This is a genomic window from Serratia sp. 201 (assembly GCF_037027545.1).
Lineage (GTDB): Bacteria > Pseudomonadota > Gammaproteobacteria > Enterobacterales > Enterobacteriaceae > Serratia > Serratia bockelmannii.
Genome location: NZ_JAXCHC010000002.1, coordinates 146,833 through 163,257 on the forward strand (window position 1 = coordinate 146,833; position 16,425 = coordinate 163,257).

Below are 16,425 nucleotides of genomic sequence, written 5' to 3' on the forward strand. Positions count from 1 at the left end.
AGGAACCGCATCACTCGTCCTGCTCATCATACTTGCGTTGGCACTCCTGAATCGCCTCAATATTCCCCAGCGTCCAGTCGAACAGTATCGAGAACGGCCCCTGCAGGGATTTGCCGAGCGGCGTCAGCGAATACTCGACGCCAAGCACCCGCCCGTCCAACACTTTGCGATGCACCATGCCGTTGCGTTCCAGCTTGCGTAGCGTCTGGGTCAGCACGCGTTGCGTGACGCCATCCAAACGGCGCTTGATGGCGTTGAAGCGCTGCGGCTCGCGCAGCACTTCCAGCACCATCATGGACCATTTATCGGCAATCTGATCGAGCACGATGCGGCTTGGGCAGTCGGCGCGGTAAACAAGGTCGGTCGTATCCATCGGTATCCTCCTGCATCCCTGGGATGCTTAAGGTGCGTAATTGACGCCAGGTATGCAAAGTATACCATTCGACACACGGCGCGAATAACCCGCACTTGTACCCCAGGTAAAAGGACATTGAGATGACAGATACAGATTTCAGCAAACTTAGGCTGTCTCATGCGCACGGCGTGATGACGATCGCTATCGATAACCCACCGGTGAACGTACTCGATGTGGCGCTGATGTCGGAAATCAGCCGTTTATTGCTCGCGGTGCGTGACGATCCGGATACGCGGGTGTTGGTGTTCCAGAGCGCGAACCCAGCGTTCTTTATTGCTCACGTCGACATGACCTTGATCGATGAGCCGCACGCTTTCGACGAACTGGCGAGCAACGCGCCGGAGGGGCTAAATCCGTTCCAGGCGTTTGGCGAACTGCTGCGCAGCCAGCCGCAGGTCACTCTCGTTAAGCTGGCCGGGTTGGCACGCGGCGGCGGCGCCGAGTTTGTGGCGGCGGCCGATATGGCTTTCGCGGCACGGGAAGCGGCGGGGCTGGCCCAGTGCGAAGCCTTGATGGGCATTACGCCCGGCGGTGGCGCGACGCAGTACCTGACGAGCCGAATGACGCGCGGCCGCGCTCTGGAAGTGATCCTGGGCGCCGATCTCATCGATGCCGCGACCGCAGAATGCTACGGCTGGATTAACCGCGCCTTGCCTGCCGCCGAGCTGGATGATTTCGTCGATCGGTTAGCGCGCAATATCGCGGCACTGCCTGAGGGCGTGATTGCGGCGGCCAAGCAGGCGATGCCTGCACCGGATCTGCAGGCCGGTTTTTATCGCGAGCACGACGCCTGGGCGGGATTGTTCGCACGCCCGGCCGCGGAGCGGTTGATCCGCGGTGGGCTGAAGGCCGGTGCGCAAACCCCGGAGGGGGAGCACAACCTTGAAGGCCTGCTGCGGCATCTTGCCCGCTAAGGCACCGCCTCGCGCTAGCCGGCCCCCCACTGCGTCAGCAGCGCATGCAGCCTGGCCGGCTCCAGCGGCTTGCGCAGCACCAGATAGCCTTCCTGCTCGGCCTCTTGCAATATCTGCGAGTTGAACTCGCCGCTGACCATCGCGCCGCTCACGTCCGGCAGGCGTTCGAACAGCGCTTTCAGGATGTCGAAACCGCTCTCGCCGGAACGCAGGCGCTGATCGCACAGCACGGCGAACGGCGTAAAACCGTCCTCGACAATGGCGAAGGCTTCCTCGGCGGAAGCCGCGCAGCGCACGGTGATGCCCCAGGTGCTCATCAGGCTCTCCCAGGCGGAGGTCACCAAGGGATCGTCGTCCACCACCAGGCAGGCGCCACGCAGTGGTGCATAGCGGGTAGGCGTGGCGGTGTTGTCGTAGGCGGCCGCGGTGTCCGGCGCTTTGTCTTCGCCGCTGTATTGCGTGAAGCGCATCCAGAAACGCGATCCTTTGCCTTCGACGGAGTGCATGCCGTACTTCACCTTCATCAGCTTGGCGCAGCGCGCCACCACCGCCAGCCCCAGCCCGTGGCCGGCGCTGTCGATTTTCCACGCCAGTTCAGGGCGGTAGTAAGGGGAGAAGATTTTGCTTTTCTCTTCGTCGGCGATGCCCACGCCGGTGTCCCACACTTCCACCAGGCACTCGGGGCCGCGTGGGCGGATGGCGATCAGCACGCCGCCCTGTTGCGTATAGCGCAGGGCGTTTTGGATCAGGTTGATCAGCGATTGCCGCACCAGCAGCGGATCGCCCATCACGCTGATACGCCGTCTAGGCCGCCAGGTGCGCAGCGCCAGGGCGCGGCTGTTGGCCTCTTCGCGGAACAGGGTGACTACCGAGTCGAGCAGGGCGCCGATATCCACATGGGTGGCGGCGGTGCGCACGTTGCCGGATTCGATCTTGCTGAGATCGAGCAGTGAATTGAACATCAAATGCACCGAACGCACGCTTTGTTGCAGATCCAGCAACTGCGGCGTCAGGCTGTCGTCCCGGTTTTTGTGGATGATGGCTTCGATCAGAAAGCCCATGGCGTGCACCGGCTGGCGCAGATCGTGGCTGGCGGTGGTCAGGAACTGGTTCTTGTCCAACAGCGCCTGTTCCGCCTCTTCTTTAGCCTGGCGGAACTGCTCCGCCAGGCGCGAGCTTTGTTCTTCGAGCAACGCCTGCTGGATAAAGAACGCATGCGAGGTTAATGCGTGGCGGTAAATGGCGAAGCCGTACAGCAAGTTCAGCATCAGTACGATGAACATCACGTCTTCCAGCCGCCAGATGATGCCGAGGTTCAGCAGCCCCCAGGAGGCGAAGAAAAAGCGGGTAAAGGTGCTGATGACGGGCGTCAGGTGCGTTGCGTTGGCGGCGACGATCGCAGCGATGCTGATATTGAGCAGCAGAAAAAAGTCAAAGTTATGGGTCTGTGGGGTAATTAAATAGAGTGATGAGATCCCCAACCCGTGAATAAACGCCACCTTATTAATGCGCGGCAGCCAGCGGCGCAGCACGGTGTCTTCATCATTTTCTTTGGCCTCATGCAGGTAGCGACGATGTCCTATTCGGATCGCCACGGCGCATAGCAGGTAAACGATGATCCAGGTAATGGTTGGGCCGAGTTCATCACCCAGCAAATAAATCCAGATGGCGAACGGGATACCGACGAAAGGCACGGCGGTGAAGCTGAACACCAGCCGCATGAAGGTGTTGTCCAGCAGGCGGATCTGTGCGCGTGGGGAGATGCCATCATTTTGTAAATGTTGGAAAAACCTCATGACGACGGATCCCGTTTGCCGTGCAACAGCGTGATGGCTTCCACTCGGCTGTTGACGCCGATCTTTTTCAATATATTGCTGATATGCTCTTTGACGGTGGGTTCTGAAATAGACAGTTGCGTGGCAATTCTTTTATTTGGCAGGCCGCGCAGCATCATAGTTAATACGTCTAATTGCCTCGGCGTTAAATTGAATTTATTTAAATGGTCATGGTTGTTTTTAATGGCGGCTTCATTGCCTTCCGGGAACCATTCCTGATTGTTATTCAGCGCAAAAACCGCCCTGGCGAATAATTCTGGCGGTTCATTTTTTAACACGAATCCATGCCCGCCGGCATTGTGCACTTTCTGCCAGATATCGTTATTCTCGTCGCCGCTGACCACCAAAATCCGCACCTGCGGATAACGTTGTTTTACTTCTTTGAGTAATTTCAACGCCGTACCGGAAGAGAGCCAAAAATCAATCACCAGTAAACGCGGTGGGCCATTTTCCCTAATATGGCGGTAGCAATTCTCTTCATTGGTCACCACATGCGCCTGTTTGAATCGGCAATGCGTGCTGAGAAAATTGGCGATACCGCTTGCTACCAATGGATGGTCATCAACGACCAACGCATAATCCTGCCCCAAAGGATTCTCCTTTCGCCTTCAAATATCAGATAGGTCTGATGAATTATTATCAACCCTCCCTACTTTAGGAGGGTTTTTTCGTTTAGGAAAGGGAAATATATTATTCGAGGATTTGGATAAGAGAAAACATAAAGCTAATCGGTAATTTTAACTGATTGGTTATAAAGGATAATTTATGAAGAAACCACTTATCGCTTTAACCGTTACGATGATGATAGCCGGTTGTTCCACCCTGAAAACCGATCAGGCCATTCCATTACTGCAGGCGGAAACCGCCAAAATGCTGGGCCTGGGCTCATCGGACGAAATTACCGTGACCAATGTCAATGGCGCACAGCCAGATGCGCTGGGCGGCCAAAAACTTTCTTATCGCGCCACCACGGAAAAAGGCCGTATTTTTGATTGCTCGTCGCTGATGATGCCGGGAATTTTAGGTTCGTCGCCGTCGCTGAGCGCGCCGACCTGTACGCCGGTGGTCACGCATAAATAATTCGCTTCGGGGGCGGTATTGCCGCTTCCTGGTTTTCCATCGTCGGAGCGTCAGCGCCGGGGGGCAATAAGCTTTTGCTTCGACGATCACTAAACCGGCGTGCGCGAAATAACGCCTCACACCTCCTCTAGTGTATTGAGTTTTCCTATAACAATAAATTTCGCGACATCACGCTAACGAGTACGGAGATAGCCCGTGAATGACAAGACATCGCACCCTTTAGCGGTTAGTACACCGCTTTCCAAACTTTACCTCGCTCTATTTTCTGCGCCGCTGTTGATGCTGGCGCCCGCCGATATCGCTCGCGCAGACGATGCCATTTTTGACGGCGACTCAAAAATTACCGAATCATTGGCCTACACCGGGGACGTTTACGTCGGCCGCAATCAAAGCGGTAATCTGCTGATCGAGAATGGCAAGATCAGCGCCTATAACATCAATATTGGCCGGATGTTCAACGGCCAAATTCATGAGAGCGTAGTCACGGTCCGCGGGCCGAACGCCGAGCTGAACGCGGTGAACGATCAGTTCGTGCTGCGTGGCGGCCTGAATCTGGGGCGGGGCACCTTGCGGGTTGAAGACGGTGCGCTGGCCAGCGCGAAAGAGATCGTGGTCGGCACCACCCGTGGCTATGACAGCCACCTTATCGCCACCGGCGCCGGTTCTCGCGTCACCAGCAATTTTCTCAGCGTCGGCACCGATTTAGGGGCACGATCCACGCTGGCGATTGAAGACGGCGCGGTGCTGAATACCGCCTTTGACGCACGCATCGGCAATGGCAGCGGGCCGGGCGAGAGCGATATGCTGAGCCCGAAAGCCACGGTCACGGGGGCTAATTCCCAATGGAACGTCGGCCGTGCGCTCACGCTTTACGGCGATCTGGACGTGCTGAACGGCGGCGTGGTCAACGTCGGTAATATTCAGGTGGCGGGCGTCTCCGGCGCGCGTAAAACCGCCGAGCTGACGATCGCCGGCAGCGGCTCACGGTTTACCAGCGGCAGCAGCGTCAACGTCGGCGATTACGGCAATGGCGTGTTGGCGGTCATGGACGGCGGGACATTCTCCGCCGGCGGCAACGAAGTGGTGCTGGGCAAGACCGGTTCCGGTTCTAACCGCGGCGCGCTGATTATCGGCAGCCGCGGCAACATGGATACCGGCACCGGGTTGACCGAGCCGACACTCGGCGCGGCGGGCGCTGCTGGCACTATCGATGCCCAGACGGCGATCGCCCTGCGGGGCGGATTGTTCCGCAGCTATGTGTACTTTAACCATACCGACGGTAATTACGTCTTCAGCAACAAGATGAGCGGCGAAGGCGAGGTGATCAACACCGCCGGGCACACGACGCTGAACGGCGATCTCACTGGCCTGCAGGCAAACGTCACCGCGCGCGGCGGTAAGCTCATCATCGCCAGCGACATCAATACCCAGAAAGAAGACGACATTTTCGAGATCCAAACCCTCAGCGCCGAAAACGGCGGCACGCTGATCCTCAATGCGACGGCGGGTTCCGACGTCAATAACGGGCAGGGCTACAGCAGCGCCGCGTCGATCAAGGCCGGCGGCACGCTGGGCGGCAACGGCACGCTGGGCCAGACCGAGATCCTGTCCGGCGGCCATATCTCGCCCGGCGACGGCAATATCGGCACGCTGACGCTGAAACGCTACCTGAACTTTATCGGCGAATCCTTCTATGACGTCGATATCGCCGGCGACGGCCGCAGCGATCAACTGCTGGTGGCGGGCAAAACCACCATCAGCGATCAGGCCAAGGTGCAGGTTACGGCGCTGGATCCGCAAACCAGCTATAAAACCGGCCAAAGCTACCGCATTCTGACCTCGGACGGCGGCATTGACGGCCAGTTCGCGTCGGCGGTTTCCAAGTCCGCCTTCCTCGATGTGGCGTTGAACCACAGCGCCAACGCCGTGGATCTGACCATCGCGCAGAAAGACACGGGCGGTGAAAACCCTGGCGGCGAGAACCCGGGTGGGGAAAACCCAGGCGGTGAGAATCCAGGGGGCGAGAATCCGGGCGGGGAAAACCCAGGGGGCGAGAATCCAGGCGGCGAGAATCCGGGCGGAGAAAACCCAGGCGGTGAAAATCCGGGGGGCGAGAATCCAGGCAGCGGCAAACCGGGCATTTTCCAAACGGTGGCCGAGAGCGGCAACCAGTGGAATACCGCTGGCGCGCTCTCGACGCTGGCGCAGAGCGGCCCTTCGCTGGCGCTGTATAACTCGCTGCTGCTGCTGAGCGCGCCGGAAGCGCGCGAGGCGTTCAATCAGCTGTCCGGTGAAGTCTATCCGTCGATGCAGTCTAACCTGATCGCCGGCAGCACCCAGCTGTTCAACGTGCTGAACCAGCGCATGCTGCGCCTGTTCGACAATGACAGCCTGCCGATACCGCCGTTGGCGATGTCGCTGGTGCAACCGGCGCAGGCGCAAAACAGCGGCGTTTGGGGGCAAACCTTCAGTTCCTGGGGCAAAAACAGCGGCAACGGCAACGTGGGCAAGCTGGATGGCAACACCACCGGCTTCCTGTTGGGCGCGGATCGCAAGCTGGCGGACCATAACGTGCGCATCGGCGGCTACTTTGGTTACAGCCGCGGCGACTACGACGTCGACAGCCGCCGTTCCAAGGCCGATACCGACAACTACCACCTCGGCCTGTATGCGGCGGGGCAGCAGGATGCGTTCTCGCTGCGCGGCGCGCTGGGTTACACCTGGCATAAGATTGAAGGCAAGCGCAACGTCGATTTCAGCGGCTTCTCGGATCGGCTGAAGTCGGATTACGATGCGAACTCGCTGCTGGCGTTCACTGAAGCGGGTTACCGTTTCGGTCAGCCGGAGATGAACGTCGAACCGTTCATCAACCTGAGCTACATCCGTTTGCATACCGACAGCTTCCAGGAGTCGGGTGGCGCGGCGGCGCTGAGCGTGCGCAATGAAACGATGAATACCTTCTATTCTACACTCGGGGTGCGCGGCGTGACCGAACTGCCGAAGAACGTCAGCCTTTACGGCTCGCTCGGCTGGCAACATGCCTACGGCGATAAGAACACCTCATCGCGCATGGCGTTTGCCGGCAGCGACGCGTTCATCACGCAGGGCCAGGCCGTGGATGACAACGTGATGGTGGGCGATATCGGCGTGAGCGTGAAGCTGTCGCACGCCGCGACGCTGGATGTCGGCTATCAGGGGCAATTTGGCGCCGATACTCGCGTTAATTCGGTCAACGCCAACCTGCGCTGGTCGTTCTGATTTTTTCCTCCAGACTTCTCTGGTACTTGCAGGCCCGCTTGATGCGGGCCTTTTTTATGGTGAGAACGCAGTGGCGGCCTGTGGCTGACTTTTATGATGAAAAAGCCCGCGCAAAGGCGGGCTGAGCGAGGGAGAAAGGGCGTTAACGCCCTTTTTTCTTGCGCCCTGGCTGGGTAAAGCGCTTGCGGCCGGCTGGCGCAGCGGCTTTGTCGGCGCCTTTCGGCCCGCCGGCGTTCGGTTTTTTCGCCGGGGCAGATTTGGCCGGGGCTTTCTTCGTCGGTTTAGCCTCGGACGAAGAGCCTTCAATCAGCTTGAACAGCTCAATCAGCTCGTCATCGGTCAGATCGCGCCACTCGCCCAGCGGCAACCCTTTCAGGCTGACGTTCATGATGCGCGTGCGTTCCAGCTTGGTGACCTCATAGCCGAAGTGTTCGCACATGCGGCGGATCTGGCGGTTCAGCCCCTGGACCAGCGTGATGCGGAACACGAACGGCGCCTCTTTCTTCACCTTGCACTTTTTGGTCACGGTGCCCAGCATCGGCACGCCGGCGCCCATGCCGCGAATAAACTCGTCGGTCACCGGCTTGTTGACCGTCACCAGATACTCTTTCTCATGATTGTTGCCGGCGCGCAGGATCTTGTTGACCAGGTCACCGTGGTTGGTCAGAAAGATCAGCCCCTGTGAATCCTTGTCCAAACGGCCGATCGGGAAGATGCGTTTGCTGTGGTTGACGAAGTCGGCGATGTTGTCGCGCTCGCCGTCTTCGGTGGTGGTGACGATGCCGACCGGTTTGTTCAGCGCGATCAGCACCAGATCTTCTTCATTGCGCGGTTCGATCAGCTGACCGTTAACCTTCACCACATCGCCGGCAAATACCTGAGCGCCAACGGTGGCGCGTTTACCGTTGATGAAAACGTTGCCCTGTTCGATGTATCGATCGGCGTCGCGGCGTGAGCAGATGCCACTCTCGCTAATGTATTTGTTCAGACGAATGGATGAGTTAGTCAGCATGGGATCTCCGTAAAACGCGGACTATACATTACCCGGATGACGCTGCGAAGCGAATCATGCAGGGGGGCTGGATAAGGGTATCCTGACCGCGGCTACTACAAAGGTATTTGCAATATGTTTTTTTCGTTTAATTAATTATAGAAAATCGATGAGGATTTTTCTGCAAATTATTCAGGTTATAAATGGATTGTGCCAAATTAAACCATTTAAGCGTTCATGTATAGATTCATTTTAGAAAAGCATTAGGATATTGATAAATTCAAGGAGGGATAAATGAACGCATTAGCCGAGGAAGGGACGTTACGACGTATGACCATGGGGGAAATTAAATTGGCTCGCCATATATATGGAAGCTCAATTATATATGGTCGTGTATGGATACACTGTGATAGCTATTTCCCGTTTGGCTTACAAAACAGAAGTTATGCCATGGCACCTAATGGCGAGTTATGGTTACGGAGGGAACTCTATAAAGACGATTTTTCTGATAACACGGTTCTGATAGAAGAAAAACATCTTTTCATCCATGAGTTGGGGCATGTATGGCAGCATCAGCATGGACAATGGGTAAGAATGCGTGGGTTGTTTAGTTGGGCGGCTGAGTACAACTATCGTCTTGATAAGAATAAAATTACTGATTACTCGCTGGAGCAACAAGCTTCGATTTTTGCTGATTACTGGCTGCTGTTGGTTTATGGTATTGAAACGTGGCGTTATTATCAACGTCCTGGACGAGTGGGCAAGTACAGGGGAACCGATAGTTTGCGTGACATTCATGCACTTTATCAAAAAATTATTAAGGGATGAGGGGAGCATGAAAAAATATTTGGTTCTATTCACGGCCTGCCTCCTGGTCGGCTGTCCGGGGCCTGGCGATAAGCTGACTCCGCGCTTCCCCGCCGTCGTCACTGCCAAAGATAACCATGTCTGCATTCTTTCTTCTATGAAGGCAGGGGATAATATTCGCTTCGTTCAGATTTATAGCGAATCAGGCGATAAGCTCATTAAAGCTATCGATAATGACGTTTTCTTCGTTGAGCCGGGGAGGTGCATGCCGGTATTCGACTATGCTTTTCGGCCAGGGAAGCGTTATTCCGTCGCCTACGATATACAGACACCCGAAGGTTCGCATTTGATTACCGCCGCATTCATGGTTGTCTCCGACGAACGGGGCAACCTGAGGGTTAACCATTAACGCATGTTCTTAGGTTTAGTTTGTTGGACTGCGTTAGGTTGTAGAATGAAAGGCTATGAAAAAACTTGCCCTGTTGCTCGCTAACGCATTGGCTGTTGTTGGGCTGGCTGTGCTGACAATAAAGCTTTTTCCTGTACCCAGGCTAAACCAGAATCAAACCGCTTGGCTGATTGACGCCAGTGGGTTTTTCCATTTTAACGGTACGGAATGGTTTGGTGCGCTCGTTTTTGGCGCGGTTTATCTGCTGGCCGGGTGTCTGGAATGGCTCTTTATCCGCCAGGTTTTTCAGCGGGTGAGCTGCGGGCACCGCCACTAACTCTCATCACCGTTCCTCCACCTTCACCACCCGGGTATTCAGCGGGGTGAGCGTTTGCCCGGCGCTGCCGATCGGCGTCAGGCGCGGGACGGGGCGGCCGCTGTCGCTTTCCACCAGCGTTGAGTGCGCTTCTCCCTCGGCGAACAGATGATCTTCCCCCCACTGGCGTAGGCCGACGATCACCGGAAACAGCCCGCGGCCTTTCTCGGTCAGCACATATTCCTGATAGGCGCTGCCGTCTGCGGCGGGCACGATCTCCAGCACGCCGTGCGTCACCAGCGCGCGCAGGCGGGTGGCAAGGATGTTCTTCGCCATCCCCAGCCCTTTTTGAAATTCGCTAAAGCGGGTGACGCCGTCGAAGGCGTCGCGCACGATCAGCAGCGACCACCAGTCGCCAATCACATCCAGCGTGCGCGCCACCGGGCACGGCGCGTCTTCCAGGCTTTTACGTTTCACGGCGGTTATCTCCAGCTGCAAATTCTGGTTGCATTATAAAACCTCTGCGCCTAAAGTTCATTGGGTTTAATAATGAAACCAGATTGAGGTGTGTAATGAGCGACAAACTGCTGGATCCCCCCTGTGCGGCGCTAGGGCGCCTGCCGGCCACCCTGGTGCTGCTGCTGGCTGCCGCCAGCGCCTTCAGCGTGGCCAACGTTTATTATGCGCAGCCGTTGCTGGACGCCATCGCCCGTGATTTTTCCATCAGCCTGGCGGCGGTTGGCATGGTGATCACCGTGACTCAGTTGGGCTGCGCGCTGGCGTTGCTGTTGGTGGTGCCGCTGGGGGATCGGTTGAACCGGCATCGGTTGCTGGCGGGGCAACAGCTGGGGTTGATCGGTGCGCTGCTGCTGGTGGGCTGGGCGCACAGCGCGCCCTGGCTGCTGACGGGGATGTTGTTGGTGGGGCTACTGGGCACCGCCATGACGCAGGGGCTGATCGCTTTCGCCGCGGCACTGGCGGCGCCGCAGGAGCGCGGGCGGGTGGTTGGTGCGGCGCAGGGCGGAGTGGTGCTGGGATTGCTGCTGGCGCGCACTCTGTCCGGCGCGCTGGCGGACGTTGGCGGTTGGCGCACGGTGTATTTCTTCTCTGCCGGAGTGACGCTGGTATTGCTGCCGATCCTGTCGCGGCTGCTGCCTGCGCCGCACACCGCACCCAGCACGCTGAGTTATCCCGCGCTGCTGCGTTCGATGCTGAGCCTGTTGCTGCATGACCGCACACTGCAAATTCGCGGCATGCTGGCGCTGCTGATGTTCGGCGCTTTCAGCCTCTTTTGGAGTTCGCTGGTGTTGCCGCTGAGCCAGGCGCCGTTCAACTTCAGCCATGCCGCGGTGGGGGCGTTCGGCCTGGTCGGCGCGGTGGGCGCACTGGCGGCGGTGCGCGCCGGGCATCTGGCGGATCGCGGGCTGGGGCAGGCGGCCAGCGGCGTGTGTCTGCTGCTGTTGACGCTGGCCTGGCTGCCGCTTGGTTTGCTCGGCAGCGGCCTGGTTTGGCTGGTGGCGGGCATCGTGCTGCTGGATCTGGCGGGCCAGGCGATCCACGTGCTGAACCAGAGCATGATCTTCAGCGCGCACCCGCAGTCGCACAGCCGGCTAGTGGGCTGCTACATGCTGTTTTACGCCGTCGGCAGCGGGCTGGGCGCCTTTGCCGGCACCCATATGTACGCCTGGGCGGGGTGGAGCGGCGTCTGCTGGCTGGGGGCGGGCGTCAGCCTGAGCGCGCTGCTGTTTTGGCGGCTGACGCTGCGCGGCATGCCGGATGCGGCGGGTAAGGGCTAGCGGGCCGGCGAATGCATCAGGTAATAATCTTCTTCGCCGTCGTTACCGGTAGAGATGATGAGCCAACCGTGTTTGCGGTAGAACGCCAGCGCATTTTCATTCTTCACCAGGCATTTCAGCGAGCCGGTGGCGGTGAAGGTGGCTTGCGCCGCCTGCAGTAGCGCACTGCCGACGCCGCGCGGCGGCTGATGGGGATCGACATACAGGTTATGAATGAAGTTATCTTCGCGGTAGACGGAGACGAATCCCAGCAGCGTGCCGCCGTCTTCCGCCACCCAAATCGCTTCGCCCAGCGTCGCGCCGTCGAAATCTTCCAACTGATAGTTTGAGGTATCGCGCCAGCCGAACGCCGCCTTGCGCGACGCCAGGTACAGCGTGCGCAGGAAGGGGCGATCGGTCTCTTGGTAGGGTCTTATCTGCATGGCATCTCCCGGTGGTTTGTGCTCACTATAGCGCATTGCACCGGGCGTGCACGGCCACAAACGGAAAATGCTAGGCGTCGCCCCAGGCGGGCAGGCGATTGAGCCCGTCGCTCAACTCCTGAGCCAGGTGGCGCACGGTGTCGGCATGCAGGGCGGCCAGCGGTGGATGAAAGTCGGGCGTCCGCAGCGCTTGCGGCGCGCTGGCAAGCTGCGCCGCATACTCGGCGAGAACGCGCCCGCCCTGGCGTTGCACCTCGATCAGCGCCTGGCGTTCGTGCACGGACAGCGCCGCGCCGCCGCCTGCCAGATAGGTGTTGAGCTTTTCGCTGGTCAGCAACAGGCTGCGCGTCTGGTTAAAGATCAGTTGGATGTGCCGGGTGAAGCTTTCATGGTTATCATCTGCCAACTGCCAGGTAGGCTCCAGCGTCACCCGGGCCACCACCGCTTCGCAGCCCTCGATCTTTTGCCAGATGCCGATGGCGTTTGTGTTCTCGCCGCCGAGGAAGCGCGCCAGTTCCCGCAGCACGTTGGCAACCTGCTGCCGCAGCGACTCCCCTTCGTATTCCGGCCACAGCGTGGCGTGAATGAAAGTGGCGAACCCTACCCCCAGCACGATGCCGATCAGGCGATCGCGGATCTCGGTCAGCTCGGTGACCGGGCCAAAGCTTTCCAGCAGCGCCAGGGAAAAGGTGAACAGGATCTGTACCCCTGCATAGCTTATCTTCTCGGAGCCGGCGGCGATCCAGGCGGAGAGGGCGATCACCGGCAGCGTCAGCAGCAGTAAGCCGACGAGGCTGTCGAGGTGAGGCATGATCCACACCACCGAGATCAGCGCCAGCAGACTGCCGATCGCCGCGCCGCCGAGACGCAGCCGCGCCCGCCGCTGTGTGGCGCCAAGGCTGGGCTGGGCCACGATCAGGCAGCTCAGCATGATGGTATGAATGCCGGGCCAATCGACGGCGGTATAAAACACGTAGGCGACCAGCACGGTCAGCAGCGTTTTCAACGAAAACTGGATGTAAACCGGGTTGGTCAGGGCATCGGGGGTAAAGAAGGGCACTTTTGGCGGTGGCGCGGCCTGCAGGGCGTCGGCGTAGTCGCTGCGGTTGGTGTAGACCTGCAGGAGGCCGGCCATTTCATTGAGCGGCGCCGGCACCTGCGGATCGTCGCTGCCGGCGATCGCGACGGAAAATCGCAGCGCGCTGTCGTGGCTGATCGCGGTTTGCAGCGCGCGGCAGGCGGCGTCTATCTCTTGCGCCAATTGACGCGCGGCCGCGCCGAAAGCCGGCGGCAGCTGATAGGCCAGAATATTCAGCTGCAACACCAGGGTGATCAGCGCCAGGTAACCGGGCTCGCTGGCACGGCAGCGATCGCTGCGCATCACCGAAAAGCGCAGCAGCTTATGCAGCTCGGTGGCGTGCTGCGAGATGGCGCTCAGATCGCGCGTCTCGCCGCCGTTGGCCAACATAGCGCGGGTTTCGTCCAACACCGCGTTCATCCGGCCCTTTAGCTGCTTCAGCGGTTCGGCCGGCAGCAGCAGGGTATTGACGATCAGGGTGAGCAGGATGGCGTAATTGATCGCCACCCATACCCACAGCACCAGCCGTATCACCACTTCCGCCTGCGGAGTGAGATCGACAAAGCTTTGCGTGTAGATCACCACCAGCGCCATCAGGAAGAACAGTACCCCAACCTTGGTCACCCGCATCAGGAACACGCTGAGGAAAAACAGCGCGCTGGAGAGCAGGATGCGCAGCATCGGGTAGTCGTAGGTGAACTTCAGTACCAGGATAGCGGCGCCGATCGCCAGCGTGGAGCTGACGAAAAACAGGATGCCGATCGTGCGGGTGATAACGATATTGGACTGCGTGATAAAGAAGACAGCGCCAGCCACGGCACCTGCAGCGTCTGCGAGATCACGATGGCGATCGCGCTGGAGAGCAGAGCACGGATCATCAGGTTGATGCGGCTGTCCGAAGGGCGCAGCTCGTCGATCAACGGGGACAGCCAGCCGCGAGACATCGTTTTATTCTTCATGGCGCAGGTTCAGCTTGGCCACCGCCGAAGCGCCCACGCGGAACAGCGCCGGGTTGGGGGCCTCGACCGCGATCTTGACCGGGAAGCGCTGCGAAACGTGTACCCAGTTGATGTTGCGCGACACGTTGGGTAGCCCGCCCAGCACGGTGCCGCCGTCGTCGGGCTGCACGCCGTAGCTGATCGATTCCACCTTGCCGCTGAAGGTCTGGCCGGCGTCGCTCATTAAATACAGCGTGGCCGGCACGCCGGGATGCACGCCTTTCAGGTCGGTTTCGCGGAAGTTGGCGACCACGTACCAGTGGCGGGTGTCGATCAGCGTGAACACCGGTTTGGCGCTGGAGGCATATTGGCCGACGGTGGTTTTCAGGGAGGCGATGCGGCCGTCGAACGGCGCTCTCACCTCGGTGAACTCCAGGTTCAGTTTGGCGATGGCGATGTCGGCCTGCACTTCGGCGCGCTGTGCGACCAGGGCTTCGACGCCGCTGACGGCGGCTTCCGCCTGTTTCGCCTGCAGCAATGCGGCCTGCAATTCCGCCTGCGCCGAGCGCTGGGAGGTGCGGGCGGTTTCCACTTCTTCCGCCGAAACGTAGTTCTTGCCGAGCAGCTTTTGCCGGCGGTTAAGGGTGTCGGCCGCCTGCGCCACCAGCGCCTGTGAGCGTTTGACGATGGCGTTCATCGATTCGGCGTTGTACTGCTGTGCGTTGACCGAACGCTGCGTCAGCTTGATCTGTTCATTCAGCGTGATCAGGCGCGCTTCGCTGGCCGCCAGCGCGTCCTGGTAAGGGCGCGGATCGATGCGGAACAGCAGATCGCCTTGCCGCACTTCCTGGTTGTCGCGGATCGGCATCTCGACGATGCGACCGTTCACCTCCGGCACCACGTCGATGGTGTCGGCATAGGCGTAAGCATCGTCGGTACTGGGGGCGTTTTCCACCCGCCAGACGACGACGGCGGCCACGATGAATGTCAACGCCAGGATGGTAAGCACCAGCAGTCTGCGCCGGTTTGGGGTGTGTGGTTGGGTCATGGCGTCAGTCTCAGTGGGGGAAAACCAGTAACCAGATCAGCATGGCGATCAGCGCGGTCAGCGCCGGATACGTCAGCAGCTGCGGCGCCAGCCAGGCGCGTTTTTCCGGGGTGCGCAGCAGCAGGTGGATCGCCACCATACCCGCCACGCCGCCGCACAGGCAAAACAGCCAGTCGGGGAACGAAGCGCCGAACACCACTATCGACGGTGCCGGCGAGCACCCGGTGAGCAACAGCGCGGTCAGGCAGGTGATAAGCAGTTTTTTGTCGGGCATAGGGCATTCTCTGACGATTGGCTTGGGCGACGGGCCGAATGAAATGACTCTTTTTCAGTGAGTGAGGTCACTGTTTGTCTTCCCCACGCTTGCGTCAGGGTAAACTAGAATAAATACTCTACTCTAAACTAGAGGGATTAATCTAGTTTTTTGTGTCGCCCTGCCTTCGTAGCGGCAAATGGGTATAATGCGTTGATGACAGCGGGCAGAAACGAATATGCAAATCGACGAAAACATCACCGGGCGAGAGCCACAGCAGGAAAGAGGGCGGCAACGCGTACAAACCATTCTGGATTCGGCGGCGGCGATCGTGGCGCAGGACGGCCTGGCGGCGCTCAGCATGCAGCGGCTCGCCAAGCACGCTAAAACCTCCATCGGTTCGATGTATCACTTTTTTCCCGATCGCCACGCGGTGATCAAGGCGCTGGCAGATCGGCATACCGAGTCGATTGAGGCGCTGGTGCGCGACATGGCGTTGGCCAGTGACGATGAGTGGCGGCGCCTCTCCGCTGAAGCGGTGATCCAGCGGCTGTTTTCACCCTATGCGCAGTACCTGCGTGAGCATGCCGACTACCTGCCGGTGATGCGGGAAATGAACCTGCCGGATGAAAAGTCCAGCTTCCTGACGCTGATCGCTAGCGTGTTGCAGCTGCGCCGCCCCGAGACCGCCGAAGCGGAGATCCTGCAGCAAACCCGGCTGTTGCAAAGCCTGGTGGCCGGTACGCTGCACCATATCTTCAAGACGGCGCCGCAGAGCGTGGCGTTCACGCTGGCGGAGCTGCCCGGCGTGCTGAGCCTGTATCTGGCGGGAAAAGAGGGAAACATCGCTTAGGCGCGAGTCAATTTATTCGCTTGTTTGTCCGCG

Annotated in this window: 17 protein-coding genes; 8 read left to right on the forward strand and 9 right to left on the reverse strand. The window is 59.2% G+C overall.

All coding sequences use genetic code 11. From position 1 onward, the window contains the following. Positions 1-10 precede the first annotated feature (10 nt). The gene (locus WA302_RS08955; RefSeq protein ID WP_127146624.1) at positions 11-373 is read right to left on the reverse strand and encodes a winged helix-turn-helix transcriptional regulator; all 363 of its coding nucleotides are present in this window, start codon (positions 371-373) and stop codon (positions 11-13) included. 122 nt (positions 374-495) lie between these two features. Here WA302_RS08955 and WA302_RS08960 point away from each other — a divergent pair, with 122 nt between their 5' ends. Next, positions 496-1,329, forward strand: coding sequence for an enoyl-CoA hydratase/isomerase family protein (locus tag WA302_RS08960; protein WP_336063620.1), 834 nt, complete (start codon positions 496-498; stop codon positions 1,327-1,329). Positions 1,330-1,343: 14 nt separating this feature from the next. Here the strand turns inward: WA302_RS08960 and WA302_RS08965 are convergent, their stop codons facing one another. Both WA302_RS08965 and WA302_RS08970 read right to left on the reverse strand, forming a co-directional pair. Further along, the gene (locus tag WA302_RS08965; protein ID WP_336063621.1) at positions 1,344-3,125 is read right to left on the reverse strand and encodes a hybrid sensor histidine kinase/response regulator; all 1,782 of its coding nucleotides are present in this window, start codon (positions 3,123-3,125) and stop codon (positions 1,344-1,346) included. Continuing rightward, positions 3,122-3,754, reverse strand: a complete 633-nt coding sequence (locus WA302_RS08970) for a response regulator transcription factor (protein ID WP_049204885.1) — start codon at positions 3,752-3,754, stop codon at positions 3,122-3,124. Before WA302_RS08970 ends, WA302_RS08965 begins: the two co-directional genes overlap by 4 nt. Positions 3,755-3,929: 175 nt before the next feature. Here WA302_RS08970 and WA302_RS08975 point away from each other — a divergent pair, with 175 nt between their 5' ends. Together WA302_RS08975 and WA302_RS08980 are read left to right on the forward strand one after the other, a co-directional pair. Then, positions 3,930-4,244 carry a hypothetical protein gene (locus tag WA302_RS08975; protein WP_025303891.1) on the forward strand — a complete coding sequence of 105 codons (315 nt, stop codon included), beginning with the start codon at positions 3,930-3,932 and terminating at the stop codon, positions 4,242-4,244. Between the two features lie 195 nt (positions 4,245-4,439). Then, complete coding sequence (locus WA302_RS08980; RefSeq protein ID WP_336063624.1) at positions 4,440-7,502, forward strand: autotransporter outer membrane beta-barrel domain-containing protein; 3,063 nt, start codon at positions 4,440-4,442, stop codon at positions 7,500-7,502. A gap of 142 nt (positions 7,503-7,644) precedes the next feature. Here WA302_RS08980 and rluF read toward each other — a convergent pair whose 3' ends face one another. After that, positions 7,645-8,514 (reverse strand): 23S rRNA pseudouridine(2604) synthase RluF, encoded by an 870-nt coding sequence (gene rluF / locus WA302_RS08985; protein WP_025303889.1) that lies wholly within the window; start codon positions 8,512-8,514, stop codon positions 7,645-7,647. Positions 8,515-8,787: 273 nt separating this feature from the next. Between rluF and WA302_RS08990 the strand changes: the two genes are divergently transcribed. Genes WA302_RS08990 through WA302_RS09000 form a run of 3 tightly spaced genes read left to right on the forward strand, consistent with a single transcriptional unit; the run spans position 8,788 to position 10,025 of the window. Next, positions 8,788-9,321 (forward strand): type IV secretion protein Rhs, encoded by a 534-nt coding sequence (locus WA302_RS08990; RefSeq protein WP_072022355.1) that lies wholly within the window; start codon positions 8,788-8,790, stop codon positions 9,319-9,321. Positions 9,322-9,328: 7 nt separating this feature from the next. After that, positions 9,329-9,709, forward strand: coding sequence for a putative T6SS immunity periplasmic lipoprotein (locus WA302_RS08995; RefSeq protein WP_033648952.1), 381 nt, complete (start codon positions 9,329-9,331; stop codon positions 9,707-9,709). A gap of 55 nt (positions 9,710-9,764) precedes the next feature. Continuing rightward, positions 9,765-10,025, forward strand: coding sequence for a DUF1158 family protein (locus WA302_RS09000; protein WP_060434382.1), 261 nt, complete (start codon positions 9,765-9,767; stop codon positions 10,023-10,025). A 6-nt stretch (positions 10,026-10,031) separates the two neighbouring features. On the opposite strand, the gene WA302_RS09005 is transcribed toward WA302_RS09000, so the two are convergent. Next, positions 10,032-10,481, reverse strand: coding sequence for a winged helix-turn-helix transcriptional regulator (locus WA302_RS09005; RefSeq protein ID WP_060434485.1), 450 nt, complete (start codon positions 10,479-10,481; stop codon positions 10,032-10,034). 95 nt (positions 10,482-10,576) lie between these two features. Between WA302_RS09005 and WA302_RS09010 the strand changes: the two genes are divergently transcribed. Then, on the forward strand, positions 10,577-11,800 hold the full coding sequence (locus WA302_RS09010; protein WP_089196166.1) for an MFS transporter: 1,224 nt from the start codon (positions 10,577-10,579) through the stop codon (positions 11,798-11,800). Here WA302_RS09010 and WA302_RS09015 read toward each other — a convergent pair. The 4 genes from WA302_RS09015 to WA302_RS09030 form a co-directional block, all read right to left on the reverse strand. Continuing rightward, positions 11,797-12,222, reverse strand: a complete 426-nt coding sequence (locus tag WA302_RS09015; RefSeq protein ID WP_336063627.1) for a GNAT family N-acetyltransferase — start codon at positions 12,220-12,222, stop codon at positions 11,797-11,799. The two genes, WA302_RS09010 and WA302_RS09015, sit on opposite strands and share 4 nt — an antisense overlap. Before the next feature lie 70 nt (positions 12,223-12,292). Continuing rightward, complete coding sequence (locus WA302_RS09020) at positions 12,293-14,116, reverse strand: FUSC family protein (RefSeq protein ID WP_336063628.1); 1,824 nt, start codon at positions 14,114-14,116, stop codon at positions 12,293-12,295. A 132-nt stretch (positions 14,117-14,248) separates the two neighbouring features. Next, complete coding sequence (mdtN, locus tag WA302_RS09025; protein WP_043138023.1) at positions 14,249-15,286, reverse strand: multidrug transporter subunit MdtN; 1,038 nt, start codon at positions 15,284-15,286, stop codon at positions 14,249-14,251. A 10-nt stretch (positions 15,287-15,296) separates the two neighbouring features. Beyond that, complete coding sequence (locus WA302_RS09030; RefSeq protein WP_025303884.1) at positions 15,297-15,560, reverse strand: YtcA family lipoprotein; 264 nt, start codon at positions 15,558-15,560, stop codon at positions 15,297-15,299. A gap of 217 nt (positions 15,561-15,777) precedes the next feature. Between WA302_RS09030 and WA302_RS09035 the strand changes: the two genes are divergently transcribed. Next, entirely contained in the window at positions 15,778-16,392 is a 615-nt protein-coding gene (locus tag WA302_RS09035) for a TetR/AcrR family transcriptional regulator (RefSeq protein ID WP_025303883.1), read from the forward strand. The last annotated feature ends 33 nt before the right edge of the window (positions 16,393-16,425 follow it).